The sequence below is a fragment of the Roseicyclus amphidinii genome (genome assembly GCF_030163755.1).
In the GTDB taxonomy this organism is placed as follows: domain Bacteria; phylum Pseudomonadota; class Alphaproteobacteria; order Rhodobacterales; family Rhodobacteraceae; genus Roseicyclus; species Roseicyclus amphidinii.
The window spans coordinates 103134-127388 of the sequence record NZ_JASJOE010000002.1 but is presented as its reverse complement, the minus strand read 5'-3'; the positions used below and the strand labels follow the sequence as shown (position 1 = coordinate 127388).

The window sequence follows — 24255 nt, the reverse complement described above, 5'->3', positions numbered from 1 at the left end:
GCTGTCGCTGCGGGACAGGCGGGGACGCCGATGACCGCAAGCGGAGAAGCCCCGGCTTGGCCCCGTGCCGGCCGGGGTGGATCTCCCCATCCCCCGCTTCTCCGTTTTTCAAATATCCCTGCACAGCGCCCGACAGCTCGCCGTGCCGTCGACAGGGGGGCACCTCCGCAAGTGTCACCCGCGCAGCGGATCGGGCCTTGGTCACGATGTCCCGCCACCCGCACCCAGCGCGCGAAGGAGTGGCCCCAAAGGGGCCCGACGCCGCGCGCCGCCGGGTCGGGGCCGAAGGCCCCGAAACACCCCTCGTGTCAGCTGTCGCGGGTCTCATCCTGCGCAGGCACCAGCCCGTAGCGCGCCGCCACGCGCCAGACATGGGGCGGCACCATGTTCTTCACGCGCGCCGGGTAGGCCCGCCGCAGGTGCAGCACCGTCTCGATCGCCTTCATCTCCACCCGCGCGCGGGCGAACTCCAGCCCCCGCGGCCCGATCCGCGGCTGAAGAAAGGCCACGATCGGCCGCGCCCAATCGGGCATCGACCGGAGCGGCAGCCCGCCCGCGGCGCGTTCGGTGTTGGCAAGAAACCCCTTTACCGCGCCCTCGCGCTTGCCCTTGTCGGTCAACGGCCGTTCGGTCAGCCGGTCGCGGATGCCCTCCAGCATCTCCGCCCCGCGGTGGTTGCGCGCGATCACCCATTGGTCGCCGTCGCCGCCCATGTAGCCCACCGTGATATCGGCCAGCCGGTTGGTGTAATCCACGCAGGTCTTGCAGGTCATCGGAAAGAAATCCGCGGGCAGCTTCGAGATCGGCAGCTTCAGGAAGGGCACCACCCGCATCGGCCGCCCGTCGTCGAAGCGCAGCTCGACCCGGTAATCGGCGCGGAACTCGAGGTAGGAGATCGTGTCGGGCCGCTCGTCCAGCAGCGCGAGGAACTCGTGGAACCGCTCGGTCGTGGTGTTGTCCGAGCAGGGCGTGCCGATCACGTAGATCCGCTTGAAACCCAGCTCGGCCTCCAGCGCGCGCAGCGCGTAGACTTGGCAGGGGATGCCGATCACCGCGATCCGCTTGTGCCCCGCCGCCGCCGCGGGCTCCAGCGCGGCCAGCGTCGGCGCGTAGCCCATCCGCATGCCGCGGCACTGCGCCAGCTCGGCGGGGTCGGTCACGATCACCGGTTCGGGCCGCCAGCGGTCCTCGGGGTGGGGCCGCACGGCCAGCACGGCGTCGACGCGCCCCCGCTCCAGCAGCGAGGCCGCCAGCGCGGTGGTGATCCCGGTCCATTGCGCCCCCTCGGCAGGCGGCGCGAGCCGCGCGCGGACCATGCTCTGCGTCACGCCGAAGAACGCCTCTTCCCCCAGCGCGGGATCGGCCACGCGGCCATGCACCCGGTGCTCGGCGCTTTCGTAGTCGGGCTGGATGAACTGGCAGGCCCGCCCGCAGGCGCGGCCATCGCCCATCCGGCTGACCCCGCAATCGGTGCAGAGGCCGGGGCGCGCCACCCCGCCGAGGGACGGCACGACAAGGCCGGGGTGGGTCAAGTCCTTGGGCATGGGGAGGGTCCGGTCCAGAGTCACCCCAGTATCGGCGCGTGCGCCCCAAGTGTCAACTTTGGTTTACATTTGCCCCGTCAGCTCCGGCAAAATCCCGCTCCCCCATTGCATCCCGCGCCTGACATGGCCAATCCTTGCCCCCGCAACCAACCCGCGGGGAGGGCGGATGGCGCATCGGCACCCGACACTCGATCTGTCGCCGAAGGTCTCCGACGAGATCCGGAAGACGACCTGCTACATGTGCGCCTGCCGCTGCGGGATCGACGTGCACCTGAAGGACGGCCGCGTCGCCTATATCGAGGGCAACCGCGACCACCCGGTGAACAGGGGCGTGCTCTGCGCCAAGGGCTCGGCGGGGATCATGCAGGTCAACGCCCCCTCGCGCCTGCGCGCACCCTTGCGCCGCACCGGCCCCCGCGGCTCCGGCCAGTTCGAGGAGATCACCTGGGAGGAGGCGCTGCAGACCGCCGTGGCCTGGATGGCCCCCCTCCGCGCCGCGGCCCCCGAAAAGCTCGCCTTCTTCACCGGCCGCGACCAGTCACAATCCCTCACCAGCTACTGGGCGCAACAATTCGGCACCCCCAATTACGCCGCCCATGGCGGCTTTTGTTCCGTCAACATGGCCGTGGCGGGCATCACCACCATGGGCGGCGCCTTCTGGGAGTTCGGACAACCCGATTGGGAGCGCACCAAGCTCCTCCTCCTCTTCGGCGTGGCCGAGGATCACGACAGCAACCCCATCAAGATGGGGATCGGCAAGCTCAAGGCCCGCGGGGCCCGCGTCATCGGCATCAACCCCGTCCGCTCCGGCTACAACGCGGTGGCCGACGACTGGTTCGGCATCACGCCGGGCACCGACGGCCTGCTGATCCTGTCCCTCGTCCATTGCCTGCTGAAAGCGGGCAAGATCGACCTCCCCTATCTCGCGCAATTCACCAACGCCCCCGTCCTCGTGAACGGCGACGAAACCAGCCCCGACCACGGCCTCTTCCTGCGCGACGACGCGGGCAAACCCCTCGTCCTCGACCGCAAGACCCGCCAGCCCGTCCCCTTCGACACCCAGGGCGTCACGCCGGACCTCGCCCACACCTACCGCCGCGCGGGCATCACCCACCGCCCGGTCTTCCAGCACCTCGCCGAGCGCTACCTGTCGCCCGACTACGCCCCCGAACAGGTCGCCGCCACATGCGGCATCCCCGCCCCCCGCATCCGCGCGCTGGCCGCCGAGCTTGCCCGCACAGCCTTCGACGAGGCGATCGAGATCGCCCAGCCCTGGACCGATTTCCGCGGGAAAACCCACGCCACCATGACCGGCCGCCCGGTCGCCATGCACGCCATGCGCGGCATCTCGGCCCATTCCAACGGCTTCCAGACCGCCCGCGCGCTGCACCTCCTGCAGATCCTGCTCGGCACGGTCGAAACCCCCGGCGGCTTCCGCTTCAAACCGCCCTACCCGAAACCGATGGAGGCACACCCGAAGCCCCACGCGCAGGCCACCCCCGGCCAGCCGCTCAAGGGCCCCCACCTCGGCTTCCCCCAAGGCCCCGAGGATCTCGCCCTCGACGCAAACGGCACCCCCCAACGCATCGACAAGGCCTTCACCTGGGAAAACCCGCTCTCGGCCCACGGCCTGATGCACATGGTCATCGCCAATGCGCACGCGGGCGATCCCTACAAGATCGACACGCTCTTTCTCTACATGGCGAACATGGCCTGGAACTCGTCGATGGGCACCGGCCGCGTCATCGACATGCTGACCGACACCGATCCCGAGACGGGCGATTACATCATCCCCCGCATCGTCTATTCCGACGCCTATTCCTCCGAGATGGTCGCCTATGCCGACCTGATCCTGCCCGACACGACCTATCTCGAACGCCACGACTGCATCTCGCTCCTCGACCGCCCGATTTCCGAGGCCGAGGCGGCGGCCGACGCGATCCGCTGGCCGGTCATCCAACCAGACAGGGATGTCCGCGGTTTCCAGTCCGTTCTGATCGACCTCGGCGCGCGCCTCGATCTGCCCGGTTTCGTCACCGAGGACGGCCAACCGAAATACGCCGATTACGCCGATTACATCACCACCCACCAGCGCCGCCCCGGCATCGGCCCTCTCATGGGCTTCCGCGGCGAGGGCCAATCGACGGGCCGCGGCGACCCGAACCCCGACCAGCTCGACCGCTACATCGCGGCGGGCGGCTTCCACACCCACCACATCCCCGAAGCCGCGCAATTCTACAAACCGTGGAACCGCGCCTACCAGGATTGGGCGGTCGCCCTCGGCCTCTACGACAGCCCGCAGCCCTATCTCTTCAACCTCTGGCTGGAACCCCTCCGCCGCTTCCAGCGCGCCGCCGAGGGCCACGGAGAGCACCAGCCCCCCGACCACCTGCGCGACCGCATCAAATCCACGATGGACCCGCTCCCCCTCTGGTACGAACCCTTCGAGGACGCGGCCATCGACACCGAAGCCTACCCGCTCCACGCGCTCACCCAACGCCCCATGGCGATGTATCACAGCTGGGGCACGCAAAACGCATGGCTCCGCCAGCTCCACGGGGAAAACCCGCTCTACCTGCCCACAGACCTCTGGGAAGTGCACGGCTTCACCCAGGGCGACTGGGCGCGCGTCACCTCTCCGCACGGAACCATCACCGTGCCTGTCGCCCATATGGCCGCGCTCAACCCCCGGACGGTCTGGACATGGAACGCCATCGGCAAGCGCAAGGGCGCCTGGGCGCTCGACCTCAAGGCCCCCGAGGCCACGCGCGGCTTCCTCCTCAACCACCTGATCCACGAGCTTCTGCCGCCCAAGGGCGACGGCCACCGCTGGGCCAACTCCGACCCGGTCACCGGCCAGGCCGCCTGGTTCGACCTCCGCGTGAGGATCGAAAAGACCGCCCCACTGACAGAGGCCGAACCGGGCTTCCCGCCCATCGCCTCCCCCGTCGGCCAGGGCCCGGATGAGCTGAGATGGAAGACCGGCCCATGACACAAGACAACTTCATCTTGGCCATACAACTCTCGGGGGGTTCCAAGGGGGGCAGACAGCCCCCCTTGGCGGGGGTCGCCATTGGAGCGCCATTGGTCCGAGCGACAATGGCGACGGGGCAGAGCCCCCCGGCGGGTCGACGCCGAAGGCGGCGAAACCAGGCAGCCACACGCGGAACACCCGAGATGACCACACACATCACCCCCAGCACCGACGGCACCCAGATCGCCTGGACCGAGGCCGGGCCAAGGGGCGCGCCCGCCATCCTCCTGATCCACGGCTGGGCGCAGCAGTTCACCTGCTGGCAGCCCACGATCGACCGGCTGCAAGACCGCTTCCACCTCGTCGCCATGGACCTGCGCGGGCATGGCGCCTCGGGCAAGCCCGAAGACCCCGCCGCCTATACCGACACCCAGCTCTGGTCCGATGATGTCGCCGCCGTCATCGCGGCCGCAAACCTCGCCCGCCCCACGCTGGTGGGCTGGTCCTACGGCTCCCGCGTCATCGCCGCCCATCTCGCCACGCGGGGCTGTGCCCATCTCGCGGGCGTGGTGCTGGCGGGCGGCATCCTCGCCATAGGCAAAGCGCGCGAAGACTGGATGGTCGGCGCAAGCTCCCCCGGCCTCGACCGCGACCTCTATACCGAGGACGTGCCGCGCCGCCTCGCGGCGACCGCCCGCTTCGTCGCGGCCTGCACGGCAGAGCCGCTCGACCGCACCACCTATGCCGAGCTGGTGGGCGCAAACATGCTCTGCCCCGCCCATGTCCGCCGCGCGCTTTTCGGCGCGGATGTCGACCTGCGCCCCGCCTATGCGGCCCTCACCCGCCCCGGCCTCGCAATCCACGGGCTCGCCGACACGGTCGTCACGGCGAGGACCGGAGAGACGGCGGCAGGTCTCATGCCGAAGGGCCGCTTCCTCGGCTACGAGGGCGTGGGCCACGCCCCCTTTCTCGAGGCCCCCGACCGCTTCGCCGCCGACCTTTCCGAGTTCGTGACCATGGCCAACACGGAGGCGGCCGATGCCTGAGACGTATGTACACAGTGTGCACGCGGTGTGTACGGGGTGTGACACAAGCTCATGACCCAGCTTCCCACCCAGACAAACGCCAAGCTCGGCCTCGTCATCGACCTCGACACCTGCGTCGGCTGCCACGCCTGCGTGATCGCCTGCAAGGGCTGGAACACCGAGACTTACGGTGCGCCCCTCAGCGATCAGGACCCCTATGGCGCCGAGCCCTCCGGCACCTTCCTCAACCGCGTCCATTCCTTTGAAATCACGCCGGAAACCGGCGCAGCGCAGCTGGTGCATTTCCCGAAATCCTGCCTCCATTGCGAGGACGCGCCCTGCGTCACCGTCTGCCCCACCGGGGCCTCCTACAAGCGGGTCGAGGACGGCATCGTTCTGGTGAACGAAGCCGATTGCATCGGCTGCGGCCTCTGCGCCTGGGCCTGCCCCTACGGTGCCCGCGAGATGGACGCCGCGGCAGGCGTCATGAAGAAGTGCACGCTCTGTATCGACCGGATTTACAACGAGAATCTGCCGCCGGAAGACCGCGAACCCGCCTGTGTCCGCACCTGCCCCGCAGGCGCCCGCCACTTCGGCGACCTCGCCGATCCCGACAGCGAGGTGAGCCTTTTGGTGGCCGCCCGCGGCGGCGTCGACCTGATGCCGGAGCAGGGCACGAAACCCGTCAACAAGTACCTCCCCCCCCGCCCGAAAGACCGGCTGGAAGAGACCGACATCCTCGCCCCCTTCCTCGAGCCCGTCGCCGAGACGCCGCAAGGCTTCCTCGGCTGGCTCGACCGCGCGCTGGACAGGCTCTGACATGCACCCCGCGCCCTCCGTCATCGCCTTCACCACGCTCTCGGGCCTCGGCTTCGGCCTGATGGTCTTTCTCGGGCTCGGGGAACCCGCCGTCACCGGCTGGACGGCCTTCTGGTTTTTCCTGATTTCCCATGCACTTGCGGTCGGCGGCCTCTTGGCCTCGACCTTCCATCTCGGCCACCCCGAACGCGCGCTCAAGGCCTTCAGCCAGTGGCAGACCAGCTGGCTCAGCCGCGAGGCCTGGGCGGCGGTCGCGGCCCTTCTGACCATGGGCCTCTACGCCGCGGCGGCGGTCTTCCTCGGCACCCGCATCGCAGCCCTTGGCCTGATCGGCGCGGCGCTGTCGCTTGCCACCGTCTTCACCACCTCGATGATCTACGCGCAGCTCAAGACCGTGCCGCGCTGGAACCAGGTGCTGACGCCGCTGCACTTCCTGACCGCCAGCCTCGCAGGCGGCGCGCTGCTGGCCGGTCAGATCATGCCCGCAGCCGTCCTTCTGCTGCTCGCAGGCATGGTGCAACTGGGGCACTGGCGCGTCGGGGACGCGCGGTTTTCCGAGGCAGGCCATACACTTGCCAGCGCCACGGGGCTCGGCCAGCCGGGCCGGGTCCGAGCCTTCGAGCCGCCGCATACCGGACCCAATTACCTGCTGCGCGAGATGGGATTCGCGGTGGGCCGCAAACATGCGCGCAAGCTCCGCATCCTTGCCGCGCTGTTCGGCTATGCCCTGCCGATCGCCCTGATCCTTGCGCCCGGCGCGGGCCATCTGCTCGGCGGTCTTGCCGTGCTGAGCCATCTTGCGGGAATGCTCGCCTCGCGCTGGCTGTTTTTCGCCGAGGCCGAGCATGTCATGGGGCTTTATTACGGGCTGCGCGGCCAGCACCCTTGAGCCCCGCACCGGAGAGAGTGCAAAAGAGCGAAAAGGTTTCGGCGCGGGATCTTTAGGGAGCGAGTGGGTGCAGCAGGTCACATCCCCATCTTTCCTCGGCAACGCGGCTACCCCTCGGGGCTTGATCCGTGTTAGCCATTCCGCGACGATTCAGGTCCGAATATTGACGGGGGCGATTGATTGATGCGGAAAACGGGTGGGCTGTCTCGCCGTAACGTCATGCTGCTGTTGGGCAGCACAGCCCTTGCGGCCTGTGCCGGCATGGATTTCCCGACCACCGAAGCAGGCCAGGCCGATCTTGTCGATCGCGGCATCAACCTGCTTCGCGTGACGCCCGAGAACGTGCAGGTGCTGGGCAATACCAATGGCGAAGCGGTAACCGCGGTGCCGTCGAACCCGCCGCGCGATCCCTCGGTCTACGTCTACCCGGTCGGCACCGGCGACCAGCTGCGCGTGCAGACCTGGACAACGCCGGAAAGGCGGTCGGTCGGCGAGGGGCAGTCGATCTCGGAAGGGCCCATCGTCAACGAAGACGGGCAATTCTTCTATCCTTACGTGGGCATGATGAACGCGCGCGGGCGCTCGGTCACGGAAATCCGCGCCGCGCTCGAACAGGAGTTGCGCGTCTATCTCAACGATCCGCAGGTCGAGGTGGATGTCGAGCAGTTCAACGCGCATCGCGTCACGCTGGTGGGCGAGGTCGGCAACGCAGGCTCCACGGTTCTGACGAATGTGCCGCTGCGCCTGCTGGACCTGATCAACCAGGCGGGGACCACCGATATTTCCGACCTGCGGCGCGTCGAGGTGCGGCGGCATGGGCGATCCTATTCGGTGAACCTGCGCGCCTTCATGGAATTCGGGGCCTCGGGCCACAACCCGATCATGCTTCCTGGCGACGTGGTCTATGTGCCGGCGATGAACGACAACAAGGTCTTCGTCTTCGGTTCGATCGGCAATGGCGAGGTGCCGCTTGGTGCCGCGGGCAAGACCCTGACCGAGGTTCTGGCCGAGATGGGCGGCATCAACCTGCGCGCCAATGCCAGCGGCATCTTCGTCTTCCGCCGGCCGCCCGGCCAGGTCGAAGGGTTCAACGTCTTCCAGTTCGACCTGTCCGACGCCAGCTACCTGATGATGACCTCCCAGTTCTCGATGTCGCCGCTGGATGTCGTCTTCGTCACCACCGATCCCATCGCGCGCTGGAACGACAGCGTGGCGCGGCTTCTGTCGCCGGTCACGGGCATCGTGCGGGCGCGGGCGATCTCGGAAGAATTCGCGGGGTGATCCGCTCGGTCGTCACGATCTGCACGGGCAACATCTGCCGGTCGCCCGTGGCTGCAGGTGCATTGGCAAGCCTGATGCCCGATGTCGCCGTGTCCTCGGCCGGCCTGCATGCGCTGGTCGGGCGCGGCATCGACCGGGACAGCAAGGCGGCGGCGGACCTGTTCGGGATCGCCCCGCAGGATCACGTCGCGCGACAGTTTTCTTCGGAAATCGGACAAGGTGCCGACCTGCTGATCGTGATGGAGACCCATCACCGGCAGGAGATCGGCCGCCGCTGGCCACAGTTCCTGGGCAAGACCTTTCTTCTGGGGCAGTTCGAGGGCGACAAGGAGATCGCGGACCCCTACCGCCGCGGCCGCATGCTGCACATCCACATGGCCGAGCAGGTCTTCGAAAGCTCGAAGCTCTGGGCCGCGAATATCGGTTCTTTTTGAGTATGGTTGACCTTAGGAATACCCCGCTTCCGTCGAGTGCGGTCGGCGACGACAGCGAAATCGATCTGAAGGACATCCTGGCGCAACTCATGGCGCGCAAGGTGATCCTTGCCATTGCGGTGATCGTCGGGGCAACGGTCGGGGCCTTCATCGGGCAACTGCCGTCCAACGAGTTCAGGGCCAGCGCCGTCGTGCAGATCGAACAGCGCGCGGACCGTATCCCGCTTCCGTCGGAGCTGATCGGGGAGCTGCTGACCGGTGGCACATCCACGAACAGCGGCCTGGATACCGAGGTTCACATCATCCGCTCGCGGCTGGTGCTGGGGCCGGTCGTGGACCGGCTCAATGCCCGGACACGGGTGGAACCCGCAGCAGCCCCGGTGATCGGCGGCATCATGCAGCGCCGCACCCTGCCGGTGGTCGGTCCGCTTGTCGGGAGCGAGTATGCGCGCGCCAACGAGTCCATCACCGCGGCCCTGTCGGACCTTGGCGCGGGCCATGCCGAGGAGCGTTTCCTTGTCCACGTCACCGGGCCCGCGACCTATACCCTGACGCTTGCGTCGGGGCTGACGCTCGAGGGTCGGCTGGGCGAGCCCCTCGCGCTGCCGGAGGGGGGCGCGCTGCGCGTCACCGCGATCAATGCGCCCGCGGGCCGGGAATACACGGTCTACCAGGAGCCTGTCCGCAACAGCGTGGGGCGCATCAGCTCGGGCCTGATCATCCGGGAACGCGGGAACAGCGGTGTCGTCGATTTCTCCTACATCGGAGAGAATGGCCGCGAGGCAACCGCCATCGTCAACGCGGTGATCGACGAATACATCGACCAGAACCTGCGCCGCCGATCCGTCGAGATCGACCGGAGCATCGATTTCATCGAGCAGCAACTGGCCACGATTTCCGGCGAGCTGCGGCAGGCCAATGCCGACCTGAACACCTACCGGCAGACCCGGCAGTTCGACGAGCTGAGCGTCGGCACGCAGGAACTGCTGGAGGCCGCTGTCGCGGTGGAAGCCCGGCTCGAGGAGCTTGCCTTCGAGCGGGAGCAGCTCTTGCAGGTGCTGACGGTCAATCACCCCGACATCGAGCGCCTCGACGTGGAGGCGACGCGCCTGCAGGAACGGCTTGCCGAGCTGCGCGTCGATCTCGAGAGCGTGCCCGCGGTCGAGCAGGAGCTGGCCGTTCTGGTGCAACGCGTGGAGCGGTCGCAGACGCTGGAGCAGCAGCTGCGCGAGCGTGTCGAACAACTGCGCATCCTTCGCGCCAGCGCGGTGGGCAACATCCGCGTGCTGGAGCCGGCGGAAACCGCCGTGTGGATCGGCCCGGATCGGCGCCGGCCGATCTACATCGGCTCGGCGCTGGCGCTTGTGTTTGCCATCGCCGGGGTGCTGGGCCTGAACATGCTGCGGCGCGGTGTCGAAGACGCGCGCGATATCGAGGGGCTGGGCCTGCCGCTTTTCGCCACGGTGAACAAGGCAAGCGAGCTGGTGTCGCTGAAATCGGACCAGCCCGAATACGGGCTTGCCAAGCATGATCCCGGCAACGTCACCGTCGAAGCCCTGCGCGGGTTGCGGACGGGGCTGAAATTCGCGCTGGCCGCGGCCTCATCCAAGTCGCTGATGATCACCTCTTGCGCGCCGAGCGACGGCAAATCCTTCATCTCGCTGAACCTTGCCATCGTCGCAGGGCAGACCGGCGCGCGCGTCCTTCTGATCGACGCCGACATGCGGCGAGGTTTCCTGAGACGGTATTTCAAGTTCTCCAAGAACCACCCCGGCCTGTCCGATGCGCTTGCGGGCACGCGCGAAAACTGCGTCACGCATGTGCCCGATCTGTCGATCGACTTCATGCCGACGGGGCGTTTCCCGCCGAACCCCTCGGAGCTGCTCGAGGGGCAGGCCTTCCTCGATCTGCTGAACGCCGCGAACGAGGAATACGACCTTGTCATCGTCGACGCGCCGCCCGCCCTTGCGGTGGCCGATCCGGCCATCATCGGGCAACACGTCGGCCTGAGCATGCTGGTGGTGCGCCATCTGCACACCACCGTGGCCGATATCCAGTCGGCGCAGAAGGTGCTGGCGACCGCGGGCGTCCGCCTGTCCGGTGCGATCCTGAACCAGTTCGACGAACGCCGCACCCGGTATGGTCAATACGGCGGCCGATATGGCCAGTATTACGGCGGCTATCGCTACAGCTACGAAACGAGCGACGACAAGTCCTGACATTCGCGCAGGGTCCGATGACCCTCTAACCGGCCTGCACGGTCGCGCCCCCCCGGCGCGGCCCCCTTGGTCGTGGTTGCGGTCGTGCTCGACGGTCGATCCGCCGGGACGCCGGGCCCGAAGAAGATGCACTTTGCACTGGCATCAAGTTTAAAATGGTAATAGTTGACGGGTAGTATCGCATCGCGTGTGCGTGTCACACCATCCCTCTACGGAGGTTCGAGCAGCGATGAGACCACTGCTGCATCATTTGGCCATCATCATGGTGCTTGTCTTCGCCCCCTTGGCGGCGGCTGCGCAAGATGCCGAGGCCCCGGACGTTCTTGAGGTGATCGGCCCTGCCGAGATCACGCAAGAGGACGTTGCCCGCGCCCTGCAATCGCGGCCCGACCTGTTTGCGGACCTGCCCGAACCGGATCGCAGCCAGCGCGCCCTGCAGCGGCTGGTTGCCGAGGTTCTGGTCGATTACCTCTATGCCCATACCCCCGAAGACCTGTCGGAGGATGCGCGTGAGCGATTGGCAGACGCGCGGCGGCAGCTGCTGTTGCGGGATTTCGCACGGGCACAGTTCACGCCCCCGACCGTCACCGACGCCGATATCGCCGCTTTCGTCGCGGACAACCCGCACCTGTTCTCGGACCGTGCGTTGTTCCGTTTCCTCGACATATCGGTCGAGAGTGACACCCCTGAGGCCCGGCAAGAGGCCGTGGCGCAGATCCTTCAGCTGCTGCGCGATGCCGGGCCTGACCTGGCCGGACTGCACGCCTTGACCGTCGAACTCGAGCAGGACAACGGGCCTGCCGCGTCGGTTCTCACGCGCTGGACCACGTCCGATGCCCTGGCCGCCGAGACCCGCACGCGGCTGGAGGCGATGGCCGCGGAAGGGCGCCTGCTGGACGTGGCCGACGAAGATGGGGTCGCCCGCATCCTGATGTTGCTCGACAGGGTTCCGGCACCGGTCGCCCCCGAAAAGATGCGCGACGAGATCGAGGCGCGGCTCGAGGAACGGGCCTATGGCGAGCAGCGCGAAATCCTTGTTGGTCGCATGGCGGCGTCCGTGATGCCGGACTTGACCGCGACCGAAGCCGACGGTGTGGAGCCGCTCGATATCGCGTTGCCCGAGGCGACGCCCCCCGCGATGGACGAGAACGCAGCCTCGCCGCGTGGATCGCGTGTGGCGGCCCTTGTGATGTCCTGGCTGTTCGGCGTGGTCGGCGTTTACGCGACCTTGTCCTGGGGCGCGCTGGTGCGTCGGCAATACCCGCACCAGCGGGCCCGCCTGACATCGGTTCCGATCTTGAGCCGTCCGATGCCGTCCGCTCTGCTTGGCGGATTGCTTGCCGCCTGCCAGGTTGCGGTGCTGGTCCTGGCCGTGGTGCTGGGCGCGCCGGCGCTCGGGCTGGTTGCAAGCGGCGGCGCAGCCATCGCCGCCCTGATCATGGCCGGGGGCATTGCGTGGCTGTGGCAGGGCCGGTCCGAGCGCAATCGCCGAATGGCCGAAGAGGCACTGCGCGCGAAGCTGTCCGATGATGCCGTCGCGGCGCGGCAGGCGTTGTTGCGCGAGCCGCCGCATGTTCGGCTGCGGGCGGCCGGCTTTCTGTTGCTCGCGTCGATGCTGGCCGGGCTCGTGCTGCTTGGCGACGCCATGGCGGCCGCATGACGGGGCGAGGCCGCAAGCCCGGACCGATGCGCCCGCGGAGGTCCATGCGCACGACAGGTGGCCTCGGGCGGGTGGCCTGTGCGGTCTGTGCGGTCCTTCTGGCCGCGCCGGTGCAGGGACAGACGGCCGCCGAGATCGGCCAGCCGACGCTGAACTATTACGGGCTGCCGGGCCTCGTCGACATGCCCACGGCGCAGGTCATGCCCGATGCCGAGCTTGCGGTGACGGCCGCCTTCTTCGACGGCAGCTTTCGCGGCACGCTGGCCTTCCAGGCGACGCCGCGGCTGACCCTGACCCTCCGCTATGCCGGGATCGAGGATTTCGGGGTCGAGGATGTGCGGCTCGACCGCAGCTTCGACATCCACTGGCAGGTGCTGCGCGAAAGCGACTGGTTGCCCGCCGTGGCCGTGGGCATCCGCGACATCGCGGGGACCGGCATCTACAGCAGCGAATACATCGTGGCGACGCGCCATTTCGGTGCGGAAGACAGGCTTGCCGTCACTGCCGGTCTGGGCTTCGGGCGGCTGGGCGAGCGGTCGGGGTTTTCCAACCCCTTCGGTCTCGACACGCGGCCGGGACCGGCACCGGGCCAGGGCGGGACGTTCAACTTCGACCAGTTCTTCCGCGGCGACGCAGCGATTTTCGGGGGGATCGACTACGCGGCGACCGACCGTCTGCGGCTGCAGGTCGAGTATTCCTCGGACCTCTATTCCGACGAGGCATCGCAGGGGCTGATCGAGATCGCAAGCCCGTGGAACTTCGGCCTGACCTATGACCTCGAGTCGGTCGGGCGGCTGGGCGCGCATTACCTTTACGGCACCACCTTCGGCCTCAGCCTGTCGTTCAGCAACAATCCCGGCCGCGGCGCGCCGGACCGGACCTCCTACGCGGTCCCCCGGCCGCTGGCGCAGCGCCCCGTGGGCGAGGCGCGCCGCGACATGGATTGGTTGACGGTGCCCAGCACGCCCTACGACCTGCGCGACGCGGTCGAAGGGCGGTTCGCCGAGGATGGCGGGTTGGAGCTGGTGACGCTGCAGATCGACCCCGACCGCGTCGCGGTGCGCGTGCGCAACCTGCGCTACGGGCAGGAGGCGCAGGCGCTGGGCCGGGTGCTGCGCATCCTGACGCAGACGATGCCGGCCTCGATCGAGCTGTTCGACGTCATCTTCACCGTGAACGGGGCGGATGCCAGCCGTGCCCGCGTCAGCCGCTCCGAACTGGAGGCGGTGCCGGTGCTGTCCCCGGTGGCGCTGCCCTCGCTCGGCCCGGTCGAGGTGCTGGCCCCCGACCGCGCACAGGACCCGCAGACCATGCGGATCAGGGGGCGCGAATGGACCCGGTTGAGCTACGGCATCGCCCCTTATGCCGAGACCTTCCTGTTCGACCCCGAGGCACCGATCCGCGGCGCGATCGGGGCCGAGGCCCGTGCGCGCCTCGAATTCGGCCGCGGGTTCGTCGCCGAAGGCGTGGCCCGCCTGCCGGTTCTGAGCAACCTGTCGGGCTCGCGCGTCGTGGACGGCGTCCAGCCGGGCGGCCCCTTCCCCGTGCGCTCCGAGCTGGCGCTCTACAACCGCGACAGCACGGCGCGCATCGAGCGGCTGACTTTCGCGCATTACGGGCACCTCGGCGGGAACCTCTATTCGCGGCTCAGTGCGGGCTACCTCGAACGGATGTTCGCGGGCATTTCGGGCGAGCTGCTGTGGCAGCCGGTGGACAGCCGCCTCGGCCTCGGGCTGGAGGTGAACCGCGTCTGGCGGCGGAACTTCGACGGCGGCTTCGGGCTGCAGGACTATTCGGTCACGACCGGCCATGTCTCGGCCTATTTCCCGGTCTGGGGCGACTTCACCGGGCAGGTCGACCTCGGCCGCTACCTTGCCGGCGACTGGGGGACCACGCTTCGCGTCGACCGCGAGTTCGACAACGGATGGCGCGTGGGCGCCTTCGCCACCCTGACGGATGTCTCCTTCGAGGAGTTCGGCGAAGGCTCCTTCGACAAGGGGATCGAGATCGTCGTGCCGATGAGCTGGTTCACCGGCACCGCCAGCCGCACCGACCGGGCCGCGACGCTGCGTCCGGTGCAGCGCGACGGTGGCGCGCGGCTCTCGGTCGACGGGCGGCTGCACGAGCTGGTCACCGATTACCACCGCTCGAACCTTGAAGACACCGAAGGGCTGATCTGGCGCTGAGGGCCGGTCGCGCGGGCTGCTGTCCGGCCCCTGACGGCATCTGCCCTGTCGCCATTTGAGCGGACCAACAGTTTCTCCTGCCGGTTTGTGGGAGATCAAGGCACCGGGCGGCAGGGTCCGGCAGAATCGTTTGATCGGTGCCGCGCAAGGGCCGACGCCAGCGATGAAGGAGGATCGACAATGACCAGCACCAAGGCCACGCAGCCCGACACCGGGCCCGAACTTCCACCGGGCATGGCGATGTTCATGGCGGCGAACCCGGTGTTCGCACAGGCATGGATGGACATGATGGCCGAAAGCGCGCGCTTCGTGGCGGCGCGGTTGCAGGCCGATCTGAAGACGCAGACGGCGCTGATGTCCTGCACGTCTCCGGCCGAGGTCGTGGAGGTTCAGACAGCCTTCCTGAGCGAGGCCATGCAGACCTATGCCGAGGAGGCCGCACGCCTGATGCAGATGACGGTCACGGCCTCGACCGATATCGCGCAGGACCTGAAATCGGGCCATTCCCGCGGCTATGACGACGTCCCGGTCTGACCGGGATATTTCGGGGTTTTCGGCCTCCTCGGGTTTTGATTCGTGCGAATTTGTCGTAGCGAGCGCTATGAGGTTGGGAATATGTGCGGATTTGTCTGTCTTTGGGGTGTCGGCGACGAGGATCTGGCCGGGCGCATGATCCGCCAGATCTCGCACCGGGGGCCCGATGCACTGGCCGTGGCGCGCTTGCCCGGTGCGCCGGTCGTGATGGCGCATTGCCGGCTGTCGATCATCGGCACCGAGGATGGCGCGCAACCGATCCACCAGACCGACGATCTGCTCGTGGTCAACGGCGAGATCTACAACCACGAGGACCTGCGCGCGATCCTGGGCGAAAGCGCCTTCGAGACGGCCAGCGACAGCGAGACGATCCTGCATCTCTTCCGCTCGGGCGCGAGCCGCTGGATCAGCAGGCTCGACGGCATGTTCGCCTTCGTTCTGGCGACCCGCGACCGGATCATCGCCGCGCGGGATCCGCTGGGGATCAAGCCGCTCTACATGGCACGACTGGGCGACGGTGTGGCCTTTGCCTCGGAGCTGAAGGCCTTTGACGGGGTGCCCGTCACCTCGGTCGAGTTCATTCCGCCCGGCGGGCTCTACGACACGCGGGACGGCTGGCGGCAGTGGTATCGCACACCGCACGGTGCCGCCGAGGCCGAAGAGGGCCTCGACATCGCGCAGACCGCCAAGGAGTTGCGGCTGGTTCTCGAGGAGGCCGTGGCCAAGTGGATGGTGGCCGACGTGGAGGTCGGCTCCTTCCTGTCGGGCGGTCTGGACAGTTCGATCATCGCGGCCATCGCGCAGAGGGTGCGGCAGGAGACCGGGCGCGGCCCGCTCAGGACATTCGCGGTCGGCGTCGAGGGCGCGCCCGACCTCATGGCGGCGCGGGCTGTCGCCCGGCACATCGGGTCGCTGCACCGCGAGCATGTCTTCACCGCCGACGATCTTGCCGAGGCGCTGCCGCATGTCATCTACCACCTCGAGTCGGCGGATGTGGACCTTGTGCGCAGCGCCATCCCGACGCTGTTCGCCGCCCGTCTCGCCCGGCGCGAGGTCAAGGCCGTCCTGACCGGCGAAGGCGCCGACGAGCTGTTCGCCGGCTACACCTATCACCACGACTACGTCGACGACCCGCGCGCGCTGGCCGACGAGCTGACGCGCTCGCTCGGCACGATGCACAACATCAACCTGCAGCGGGTGGACCGTGTCACCATGTCGGAAAGCCTCGAGGCGCGGACGCCCTTCCTTGACCGCGACCTGATCGATTTCGCGCAATCCATCCCGGCCGCGCTCAAGATGCGGCGGACCGACCCCGACGCGATCGAGGCGACCGGCCCCACGACCGAGAAATGGATCCTGCGCAAGGCCTGCGCCGACCTGCTCCCCGCCGACCTGGTGTGGCGCAAGAAGGCGCAGTTCGACGAAGGATCGGGCACGGTGGACGCGCTGCAACAGGCCCTGCGCCGGTTGGCCGGGACCGATGCGCATGTCGACCGCACGGCCGAGGCCGCGCTATACACCCGCATCCTGCGCGCGCAGTTCGAGGATGCCGAGCGCATCCTGCAGAACGCGGGCAGCTGGACGGATCAACGCGTGGCTGTCTGACGCCGTCCGACACCACCCAGGGAGGGCGGGCCATGAGCCGTTTTCTGACCATCGGCGCGGCGCAGATCGCCTCGGCCACCAGTGATCTCGCGGCGAATTTCGCCAAGCACCACGACTATGTCGCGCGGGCCGCGGCGCTGGGGGTGGACCTGCTGGTCTTTCCCGAGCTGTCGCTCGTCGGTCATTACGGGGCCGAGGCGCTGCTCGACGTGGTGATGACCCGCGACGACCCGAGGCTGCTGGAACTCAGCCGCGCGGCGGGCGACATGGAGATCATCGTCGGTTTCGTCGAAGAGGCCCGCGGCGCGCAATTCTACAATGCCGCCGCCGTGCTGCGGAACGGCCGCCTGCGCTACATCCATCGCAAGATCAACCTGCCCTCCTACGGGCGGCTGATCGAAACGAAATACTACGCTCATGGCCGGTTCGTGGACACGCACATGATGACCGAGGACTGGGTGCTGGGTTTGCTGATCTGTGCCGATCTCTACAACCCGGCGCTGGCGCATCTTGCCTTCCTGCATGGCGCGACGCTTCTGGCGGCGCCTATTTCAAGCGGGCGCGAGGCGGTGGGCGACGAGTTCGACAACCCGCTGTCCTGGGCGACCACGATCCAGTTCTACGCGATGATGTATGGCGCGCCCGTGGTGATGACGAACCGCGTGGGCCGCGAGGGCGACCTGAACTTCTGGGGCGGCTCGCGGATCGTGGACCCGTTCGGGCGGGTGCTGGCGCAGGCCGGGCTGAAGGAAGAGCTGATCACCGCGCGACTGGATTACGCCGACACGCGGCGCGCGCGGGCGCTGCTGCCGACGGTGCGCGACAGCAACCTTGCGCTGGTCCAGCGCGAGACCAACCGCCTGATCGACCGATTGGGCGTGCCCGACATGGTGCGCCGCGACGGTGACGAGGACGATCTCAAGTGAGCGTGTTGCGCCAGACCGGAACCCGGTCTTGCGTGCCGCTAAGGTGCCGAGGCAGGTTGTCGGGCCGGGCCGCGACAGCGCGCGGCCCGGCCCGGTGCAGGTGGCGTCAGTTCAGCGATGCGAGCGCGAAGATCACGAAAAGCGCCGGGACGAGCAGATGGCCGGTGTTCGCCGAGGTGTCCTCGATGATGACCGCGGGCGGCATGACCGGTTCGACCACGCCGCCGGCGTGGCTTGCGCCGGTGGCGAGCGCGAGAGTGATCGCAGCGGATGCGACGAGGGTCTTCATGGGGATCTCCTTGGTGGCTGATTGACGCCCAAGATAGTGGGCAATGACATATGAATCTGATCGTTGAAACAGCGGTGGCACTGCAAGGCCTCGGCCGATCTCTGCGGCCCTGCGTGACGTGAAAGCCACGTTTCATGCTGCCGCGCCCCGTCAGACAGCGCATCGGGGGGCTGGCGCGGGGAGCGATGCCTCAGCGCGACGGGGTTGCCCGGCCTTGCACCGCGCGAGAGGCGTCGATCAGGGTATCGTAGAGCGCGCCGTAGCGGCCCGCGATGCTTGTGTCGGCAAACTCGCTGACGGCGATCTCGCGGCTGGCGCGGCCCATCCTTTGACGCAGGACGTCATCGTGCAGAAGGGTCTCGATGGCCTGCCTGAGCGACGCGACATCCTCGGGTTCCGCCAAAAGCCCGGTCTGTCCGTGCCGCACCACGTCGGGCACGCCGCCGACGCGGAACGAGACGCAGGGCGTGCCGCAGGACATGGCTTCTGACAACACCTGCCCGAAGGCCTCTGCTCGGGTCGGCAGAACCAGCAGATCCGCGGCGCTGTAGGCAAGGGACATGCGCCCGACATCGTCGATATGGCCGAGCGCGATGCTGCCGTCCGGCCCCTTGCCGCCGCCCAGGGTGGCAAGGGTCACGGGCCGCGCTGACCGGTCCACCCCGGCCAGCGCGGCGTGCAGAAGATCCATGCCCTTGCGCGGGTCCGACAGGCCATGCGCCCCGAACAGGAGGATGAGGTCATCCTGCGGCAGCCCCAGCATCTTGCGCGCCTGCGCGCGGTCGCGGGGGGCGAAGCCGTCGATGTCGAGCCCGTTCGGGATCACCTCCACGTCGAAGCGCGACAATAGGCTGCTGCGCCGCGCCTCGGCCGCCAGCCAGCGGCTTGGCGCGACGATCCGGGTCGTTTCGGGGGCCAGCCGCGCCAGCGCCTCGCGCTTGCTGTCGTGGATGCGTCGGCTCAGGTCGGTCTCGCGCCCGCCCCCCAGCAGGGGGCAGGCCCCGCAGCTACCGGTGAAGCGGTCGCAGCTCAGGGCGTAGTGGCAGCCGCCGGTCATCGGGGCCATGTCGTGCAAGGTCCAGACAAGGGGCTGTCCATGGGCATGGGTGCCAAAGAAGGACCGGTAGTCGAGGAACCCCGTCACCCAGTGCAGGTTGACGATATCCGCCCCCGCGGCCGCGGCCCGCAGGTCATGGCCGGGAGCCCAGGGGGTCGAGAAATAGGCGTGACCGCTGGTGATGGCGCGGTCGATGGCCGCCTGTTCCCCGCCCATCCGCCGCGCCAGCTTGGTCCAAAGGCGTCGCGGGGCGACCCGCGCCAGCGGAGCCATGCGGATCTGCAGGACGGTCTCGTCCTCGGACCGACGCCTGCGCACCGCCATGCGCGAGGCCACGCCCTGCGCCGTGAGCGCCTTGTGCAACCGGTTGGCGGCAATCGCCGCCCCGCCGGTCAGGTCATGGGTGGAGACATGGAGAACGCGGGTCATGAGGGTGACCTCTCACTGATACAAAATCAACAGGCGGCGAGGCCACGGGGGCCGGCACGTCAAGCGCCGGGGCGGTCATGCGGAACGGCCGGGCCGTCACTTGCGCCGCCCTCTGCGCAAGGCGGCGGGCAGCTTCATGTTGCGAAGGATTTTCGGGGTGTAATTCCTGCGCCGCGGGACGGCGGCCGCGGCCCGGTAGTGGTCCTTGACCTTCTCGACCATCTCGCGGTCTTCCGCCACCTCGGCCGGGGCGATGAAGACCCCACCGGGGTTCAGGTCCTGCCCCTCCTGAAAGCTCAGGTCGCTTCCGCAATGCACCCCGGTTCCGTCAAAGCCCACGTTTCTTGCGAAACTCAGCTTGGGGTTGAGACACAGACCCTTGTTCAGGAAGATCGTGGCATACCAGAACACCGCCCATGTCTTGATGTCGCCACGGGCATTCGCAAGCACCTGGCTCCAGAAATCGTAATGGCCGTCTAGGTTGAAGGCGTGGATGTCATCCGGAGTGAAGCTGTCCACGATCCGTTGCGGGTCGCGCGCGTAATGCGCCCAACGGTCCGCCCATGTCGCCCAGCCCCAGCAATTCATCACGCGCCAGAAGAAAAACGCGTCGGGCGCCGAGGTGTCGTTGATGATGGTGTGGGCCGAGATGTGCCAGACACGCGTATCGGTTGCGTATTCCGCAAGGGCCGCGTTCATGACCGTCAGGAAGTCCGGGGAGACGACGATATCGTCCTCGAGCACGATGACGCGCCCGCGATCGCCGATCACGCGGCTCACCCCGGTGATGATGTTCTCGGCAAGGCCGACATTCACGGGGCGGGTGACGATGTTGCAGGATCGGAAGCCGCCCGAGGCGGCCTTGGCCACGTCGTGAACCTGCCGCACCTTCCTTTTGTCCAGCAGGGATTTTGGACCGTCGATGAAGACGTGGAGGTCCGACATCCGGGCCTCGGCGCAGGCCGTGAGTGCCGACAGGGTCTGCCGCACGTGGTCGGGCCGGTTGAACGCGAACACCACGATCGGCGCAAGCGCGCTGCCGGTGTCATCGGTCATGTCCACCTCCGTCAAGGTGGGGGCCGTGGTCGGAAGAACTGGCAAGGCGCATCGGTATTCCTGACAGGTTGGTGAACGCGACACGATGCGGGAGGCCCGACGCCGCCCCCACGCGTCCATGCCTGCCCCTGAACCATACCCGTGACGCCGCCCGCTTCAAGCAGATCGCGGGGCGCTGGGGCAAATCGGGGGCTGACGATCCCGAATGATGGCTTGCGGGATGACCCCCGACTTATCCTCTCGAAAAATCCTGCCGGTGCCGTAAGATGGCCCGACCCCGGTGCCGCGCCGGGGGCGCCATCTGCCTCCGGGGATGTCCCCGGATCGGGGAGGCCGGTCGCGGCAGGGACATTTGTGCAGGTAACGATCATGGCAGACACGCCGCCCACACTGACCGAGGCCGTGACGCGGGATGTTCAGACGCTCCTGTCCGGCCCACCCTCGACCGCGGCGCTGGAGCGCGCCTTGCGGCACCTGGCGAAATGGCGGTCGCAGCTGATCGAGAACACTCTGGTGCGCAAGGATGGCGTCGAGGTGCAGGGCGGCCCGTTCAAGGGCATGGCCTATCCCAGCCGCGCGACGGAAGGGGCGCGGGTCGCGCGTCTGCTGGGGTGCTACGAGGCGACGCTTGCGCCGGTCATCGAACAGGCCATCGCGCGGGGCTATCCGCTGGTGATCGATATCGGCTGCGCCGAGGGCTATTACGCCGTGGGCCTCGCCACCCGGATGCCCGGAACCCGCGTGATGGCGCGCGATGAAAACCCCAGGGCGATGGAGAGCTGCGCCGCCCTTGCGCAGGCCAATGGCGTGGCCGACCGGGTCGAGCTGGGCGGGCGCTTTGCCCATGCCGATTTCGACATCTGCCGCGCGCAGGACACGCTGGTGATCTGCGACATCGAGGGCGCCGAGGACGCGCTGCTCGACCCCGCGCAGGCGCCGGGGTTGGTGCATGCCGATATCCTCGTGGAATGCCATGACGGGATGGTGCCCGGCCTGTCCGACCGCATCGCGCGCCGGTTCGAGGCCAGCCACGCGGTCACCCGGCTGAACCGCGCCACCGACAGCAGCGCCTTGCCGGGCTGGATGGAGACGCTTGGCGATCTCGACCGCGCGCTTGCCCTTTGGGAATGGCGCGCGGGCCCGACCCCCTGGCTCTGGATGCAACGCCATGGCTGATCCCCTCCGCAACGCCGCCATCTATTACGCCGACGACGGCTACAGCCCCGAGAAGAAGGGCGTGAATGGCCGACGCGTGGCCGGGGCCTCGTTCCTCAAGGGGTTCTTCCGGCATGCCGATGTCGATGAATTCATCTCACTGACGCAGGGCCCGAACGGGGCGGCGAGTTTCGCCGCGCTTTACGCCTCGGCGACCGACCGCCAGCTGCCGCATCGACCCGTCTACAACGGCGCCCCCCTGAAGATGCGCCCGGTGGAAACGCTCTATTTCCCCTCGCCCAACTTCGGGGCCGAATGCTGGAAACGGCAGCGGTTCGGCATGGCGTCCCATGCGATCTGCGGCATCACCCATACCACCGCCACCCAGGCCGTGATGCGGGGGCTTCTGGACCTGCGCACCGCGCCGCAGGCCCCGTGGGATGCGATCATCTGCACCTCGCGGGCGGTTCACGCGGCGACGCTGCGCAACATCGAGCTGGCCGACGAGCACCTGCTGCAGCGTTTCGGGGCGGTGCCGCCCAAACCGCTGATGCCGGTCATCCCGCTTGGGATCAATTGCGACGAGTTCACCCATGACCCACAGGCGCGCCGGGACCTGCGGGAGCGGATGGGCTGGGGTGACGGCGACATCGTGGTGGCGACGCTGTCGCGGCTTCTGCCTTACGGGAAATTCGACCCCGGCCCGCTGTTCATCGCGCTCGAGCGCGCGCAGGCGCGCATGCCCAAGGGCAGGACGCTGCATTTCCTCGCCTGCGGCATTTATGGCGACAGCCATTCGCAGAACGTGTTCGAAAGCTGTGCCCGCGCCTTCATGCCCGGCGTGAGCTATCATCACCTCGACGGTGGCGATGCCACGGCCCGCCGCGAAACCCTGTCGGGGGCGGATATCTTCACCTTCCCCATCGACAACATCCAGGAGACCTTCGGTCTGGCCCCGATCGAGGCCATGGCCGCCGGTCTGCCGGTCATCACCTCGGATTGGGACGGCATGCGCGACACGGTCAGCGAGGATGTGGGCATCCGCATTCCCACCCTGACGGTCGGCCCGGATCACACCGCCCCCGAAGCCTGGCGGCACCTGCATGGCGGGCTGACCTACCAGCAATACGGCAACAACCTTTCGGCGATGACCGAGCTTGACCTGCGCGCCATGACCGAGGCCATCGTCGCCCTTGCGCTGGACGACGGCAAGCGGCGGGCCATGGGCATGGCCGGGCGCAAGCGCGCGCGGGAGGTGTTCGACTGGGCCAGCATCATCCCCCGGATGCAGGATCTCTGGGCCGAACAGGGCGCGATGCGGCGCAAGCTGGCCGAGAGCACGCTGGACGCCCCGCGCCCGAACCCGGTGGGCCCCTCTCCGACCGACCTGTTCCGCAGCTACCCCACCCGGATCGCCGCGCCCGGCGTGTGCCGCGCGGTGGCCAAAGGCGATGACGCGGCGCTCGACAAGGTCCTCGCGGCGCGGCGCTACGACAAGATCGGGGGGATCTTCGAGAAAACGGCCACCCTGCATTCCGTGCTTGGGGCGATCGTGCGCGCAGGCCAGGACGGCACCGATGCGCGCGCCGTCGCAAGCGCGATCAAGGTCAATGTCCTGACCGTGGAGCGGGCCTGGGTGTTCCTGCTGAAATACGGCCTGATCGAACGGGTCTAGGCTCAGGCGGTGTCGCGCGCTTTCAGCAGCAAGGCCAACGGCAGGCCGCAGCTGACCCCGATGCCGAAGGTCGCGGGGATGACCAACAGGAACCAGCGGTTGCCGCGGAATGCCTCGACCAGCGCCCAGATGGTCAGGGCAACGGCGGCGATGGTCAGGTCATAGACCAGCGCGGTGGTGGCGTCGTTGACATACCACGCGTCGATCATGGCCGAGAGCGACCAGCCGTTCGCGTCGAACCAAGCGTAGAAATACGTCCAGGGCAGGATCGCGCCGACGATGACGAGGGCGAGGTAGACGAGGCGCAGGGGCGTGAGGCGCAGGGGCATGGGGGACACTCCGAAGGGGTTTCCCCAGACCTAGGCCGCGGCGGCGGGTGGTTCTAGCCCCTTAGCCCTTGGAGGGGTCTTCCCGCTTGCGCTCAAGGCAGAGACCCATGCCTCCATGCGAAAAGAGCGAGCCGTTTCCGGCCCGCTCTCGCAATCTCGTCCCAGAGGG

At 68.0% G+C, this 24255-nt stretch carries 19 protein-coding genes; 14 read left to right on the top strand and 5 right to left on the bottom strand.

Annotated elements, in window-relative coordinates; genetic code table 11:
- Nucleotides 1-308: 308 nt before the first annotated feature.
- Nucleotides 309-1544 (bottom strand): Coenzyme F420 hydrogenase/dehydrogenase, beta subunit C-terminal domain, encoded by a 1236-nt coding sequence (locus tag QQK83_RS01570; RefSeq protein ID WP_284260989.1) that lies wholly within the window; start codon nt 1542-1544, stop codon nt 309-311.
- 166 nt (nt 1545-1710) lie between these two features.
- Between QQK83_RS01570 and QQK83_RS01565 the strand changes: the two genes are divergently transcribed.
- The 12 genes from QQK83_RS01565 (at nt 1711) to QQK83_RS01510 (ending at nt 18096) form a co-directional block, all read left to right on the top strand.
- On the top strand, nt 1711-4536 hold the full coding sequence (locus QQK83_RS01565; protein WP_284260987.1) for a molybdopterin oxidoreductase family protein: 2826 nt from the start codon (nt 1711-1713) through the stop codon (nt 4534-4536).
- 185 nt (nt 4537-4721) lie between these two features.
- Nucleotides 4722-5564: an alpha/beta fold hydrolase gene (locus tag QQK83_RS01560; RefSeq protein WP_284260986.1), complete on the top strand. Its 843-nt coding sequence runs from the start codon at nt 4722-4724 to the stop codon at nt 5562-5564.
- A 51-nt stretch (nt 5565-5615) separates the two neighbouring features.
- Entirely contained in the window at nt 5616-6362 is a 747-nt protein-coding gene (locus QQK83_RS01555; protein ID WP_284260985.1) for a 4Fe-4S dicluster domain-containing protein, read from the top strand.
- Nucleotide 6363: 1 nt separating this feature from the next.
- Nucleotides 6364-7251, top strand: a complete 888-nt coding sequence (locus QQK83_RS01550; protein ID WP_284260983.1) for a dimethyl sulfoxide reductase anchor subunit family protein — start codon at nt 6364-6366, stop codon at nt 7249-7251.
- A 219-nt stretch (nt 7252-7470) separates the two neighbouring features.
- A complete protein-coding gene (locus QQK83_RS01545; protein ID WP_284260982.1) occupies nt 7471-8532 on the top strand; it encodes a polysaccharide biosynthesis/export family protein in 1062 nt (353 codons plus the stop codon).
- The gene (locus QQK83_RS01540) at nt 8529-8966 is read left to right on the top strand and encodes an arsenate reductase/protein-tyrosine-phosphatase family protein (protein WP_284260980.1); all 438 of its coding nucleotides are present in this window, start codon (nt 8529-8531) and stop codon (nt 8964-8966) included. Before QQK83_RS01545 ends, QQK83_RS01540 begins: the two co-directional genes overlap by 4 nt.
- 2 nt (nt 8967-8968) lie before the next feature.
- A complete protein-coding gene (locus tag QQK83_RS01535) occupies nt 8969-11185 on the top strand; it encodes a polysaccharide biosynthesis tyrosine autokinase (protein WP_284260978.1) in 2217 nt (738 codons plus the stop codon).
- A 193-nt stretch (nt 11186-11378) separates the two neighbouring features.
- On the top strand, nt 11379-12845 hold the full coding sequence (locus QQK83_RS01530) for a hypothetical protein (protein WP_284260977.1): 1467 nt from the start codon (nt 11379-11381) through the stop codon (nt 12843-12845).
- A gap of 44 nt (nt 12846-12889) precedes the next feature.
- Nucleotides 12890-15031 (top strand): YjbH domain-containing protein, encoded by a 2142-nt coding sequence (locus QQK83_RS01525; RefSeq protein WP_284260976.1) that lies wholly within the window; start codon nt 12890-12892, stop codon nt 15029-15031.
- Nucleotides 15032-15211: 180 nt separating this feature from the next.
- The gene (locus QQK83_RS01520) at nt 15212-15565 is read left to right on the top strand and encodes a phasin family protein (protein ID WP_284260975.1); all 354 of its coding nucleotides are present in this window, start codon (nt 15212-15214) and stop codon (nt 15563-15565) included.
- Nucleotides 15566-15646: 81 nt separating this feature from the next.
- On the top strand, nt 15647-17170 hold the full coding sequence (gene asnB, locus QQK83_RS01515; protein WP_284260974.1) for an asparagine synthase (glutamine-hydrolyzing): 1524 nt from the start codon (nt 15647-15649) through the stop codon (nt 17168-17170).
- A gap of 32 nt (nt 17171-17202) precedes the next feature.
- On the top strand, nt 17203-18096 hold the full coding sequence (locus QQK83_RS01510) for a nitrilase-related carbon-nitrogen hydrolase (RefSeq protein WP_284260972.1): 894 nt from the start codon (nt 17203-17205) through the stop codon (nt 18094-18096).
- Nucleotides 18097-18202: 106 nt separating this feature from the next.
- Here the strand turns inward: QQK83_RS01510 and QQK83_RS01505 are convergent, their stop codons facing one another.
- The 3 genes from QQK83_RS01505 to QQK83_RS01495 all read right to left on the bottom strand — a co-directional run bounded on the left by QQK83_RS01505 (nt 18203) and on the right by QQK83_RS01495 (nt 20927).
- Nucleotides 18203-18385: a hypothetical protein gene (locus QQK83_RS01505; RefSeq protein WP_284260971.1), complete on the bottom strand. Its 183-nt coding sequence runs from the start codon at nt 18383-18385 to the stop codon at nt 18203-18205.
- Nucleotides 18386-18575: 190 nt separating this feature from the next.
- On the bottom strand, nt 18576-19871 hold the full coding sequence (locus QQK83_RS01500; protein WP_284260970.1) for a glycosyltransferase family 4 protein: 1296 nt from the start codon (nt 19869-19871) through the stop codon (nt 18576-18578).
- 96 nt (nt 19872-19967) lie between these two features.
- Nucleotides 19968-20927, bottom strand: coding sequence for a glycosyltransferase (locus QQK83_RS01495; protein WP_284260968.1), 960 nt, complete (start codon nt 20925-20927; stop codon nt 19968-19970).
- 369 nt (nt 20928-21296) lie between these two features.
- Here QQK83_RS01495 and QQK83_RS01490 point away from each other — a divergent pair, with 369 nt between their 5' ends.
- Both QQK83_RS01490 and QQK83_RS01485 read left to right on the top strand, forming a co-directional pair.
- Nucleotides 21297-22103, top strand: a complete 807-nt coding sequence (locus QQK83_RS01490) for a class I SAM-dependent methyltransferase (protein ID WP_284260967.1) — start codon at nt 21297-21299, stop codon at nt 22101-22103.
- Nucleotides 22096-23757: a glycosyltransferase family 4 protein gene (locus QQK83_RS01485; RefSeq protein ID WP_284260965.1), complete on the top strand. Its 1662-nt coding sequence runs from the start codon at nt 22096-22098 to the stop codon at nt 23755-23757. Before QQK83_RS01490 ends, QQK83_RS01485 begins: the two co-directional genes overlap by 8 nt.
- 2 nt (nt 23758-23759) lie before the next feature.
- Here the strand turns inward: QQK83_RS01485 and QQK83_RS01480 are convergent, their stop codons facing one another.
- Nucleotides 23760-24086: a DUF2834 domain-containing protein gene (locus QQK83_RS01480; RefSeq protein ID WP_284260962.1), complete on the bottom strand. Its 327-nt coding sequence runs from the start codon at nt 24084-24086 to the stop codon at nt 23760-23762.
- Nucleotides 24087-24255 lie beyond the last annotated feature (169 nt).

What these genes read in the sequence shown, in the direction of transcription:
- QQK83_RS01535 (WP_284260978.1), top strand. Translation starts at nt 8,969, where the DNA reads ATGGTTGACCTTAGGAATACCCCGCTTCCGTCGAGTGCGGTCGGCGAC.
- QQK83_RS01565 (WP_284260987.1), top strand. Translation starts at nt 1,711, where the DNA reads ATGGCGCATCGGCACCCGACACTCGATCTGTCGCCGAAGGTCTCCGAC.
- QQK83_RS01510 (WP_284260972.1), top strand. Translation starts at nt 17,203, where the DNA reads ATGAGCCGTTTTCTGACCATCGGCGCGGCGCAGATCGCCTCGGCCACC.
- QQK83_RS01555 (WP_284260985.1), top strand. Translation starts at nt 5,616, where the DNA reads ATGACCCAGCTTCCCACCCAGACAAACGCCAAGCTCGGCCTCGTCATC.
- asnB (WP_284260974.1), top strand. Translation starts at nt 15,647, where the DNA reads ATGTGCGGATTTGTCTGTCTTTGGGGTGTCGGCGACGAGGATCTGGCC.
- QQK83_RS01525 (WP_284260976.1), top strand. Translation starts at nt 12,890, where the DNA reads ATGCGCACGACAGGTGGCCTCGGGCGGGTGGCCTGTGCGGTCTGTGCG.
- QQK83_RS01560 (WP_284260986.1), top strand. Translation starts at nt 4,722, where the DNA reads ATGACCACACACATCACCCCCAGCACCGACGGCACCCAGATCGCCTGG.
- QQK83_RS01500 (WP_284260970.1), bottom strand. Translation starts at nt 19,871, where the DNA reads ATGACCCGCGTTCTCCATGTCTCCACCCATGACCTGACCGGCGGGGCG.
- QQK83_RS01520 (WP_284260975.1), top strand. Translation starts at nt 15,212, where the DNA reads ATGACCAGCACCAAGGCCACGCAGCCCGACACCGGGCCCGAACTTCCA.
- QQK83_RS01545 (WP_284260982.1), top strand. Translation starts at nt 7,471, where the DNA reads ATGCTGCTGTTGGGCAGCACAGCCCTTGCGGCCTGTGCCGGCATGGAT.
- QQK83_RS01480 (WP_284260962.1), bottom strand. Translation starts at nt 24,086, where the DNA reads ATGCCCCTGCGCCTCACGCCCCTGCGCCTCGTCTACCTCGCCCTCGTC.
- QQK83_RS01495 (WP_284260968.1), bottom strand. Translation starts at nt 20,927, where the DNA reads ATGACCGATGACACCGGCAGCGCGCTTGCGCCGATCGTGGTGTTCGCG.
- QQK83_RS01550 (WP_284260983.1), top strand. Translation starts at nt 6,364, where the DNA reads ATGCACCCCGCGCCCTCCGTCATCGCCTTCACCACGCTCTCGGGCCTC.
- QQK83_RS01570 (WP_284260989.1), bottom strand. Translation starts at nt 1,544, where the DNA reads ATGCCCAAGGACTTGACCCACCCCGGCCTTGTCGTGCCGTCCCTCGGC.
- QQK83_RS01505 (WP_284260971.1), bottom strand. Translation starts at nt 18,385, where the DNA reads ATGAAGACCCTCGTCGCATCCGCTGCGATCACTCTCGCGCTCGCCACC.
- QQK83_RS01485 (WP_284260965.1), top strand. Translation starts at nt 22,096, where the DNA reads ATGGCTGATCCCCTCCGCAACGCCGCCATCTATTACGCCGACGACGGC.
- QQK83_RS01490 (WP_284260967.1), top strand. Translation starts at nt 21,297, where the DNA reads ATGGCAGACACGCCGCCCACACTGACCGAGGCCGTGACGCGGGATGTT.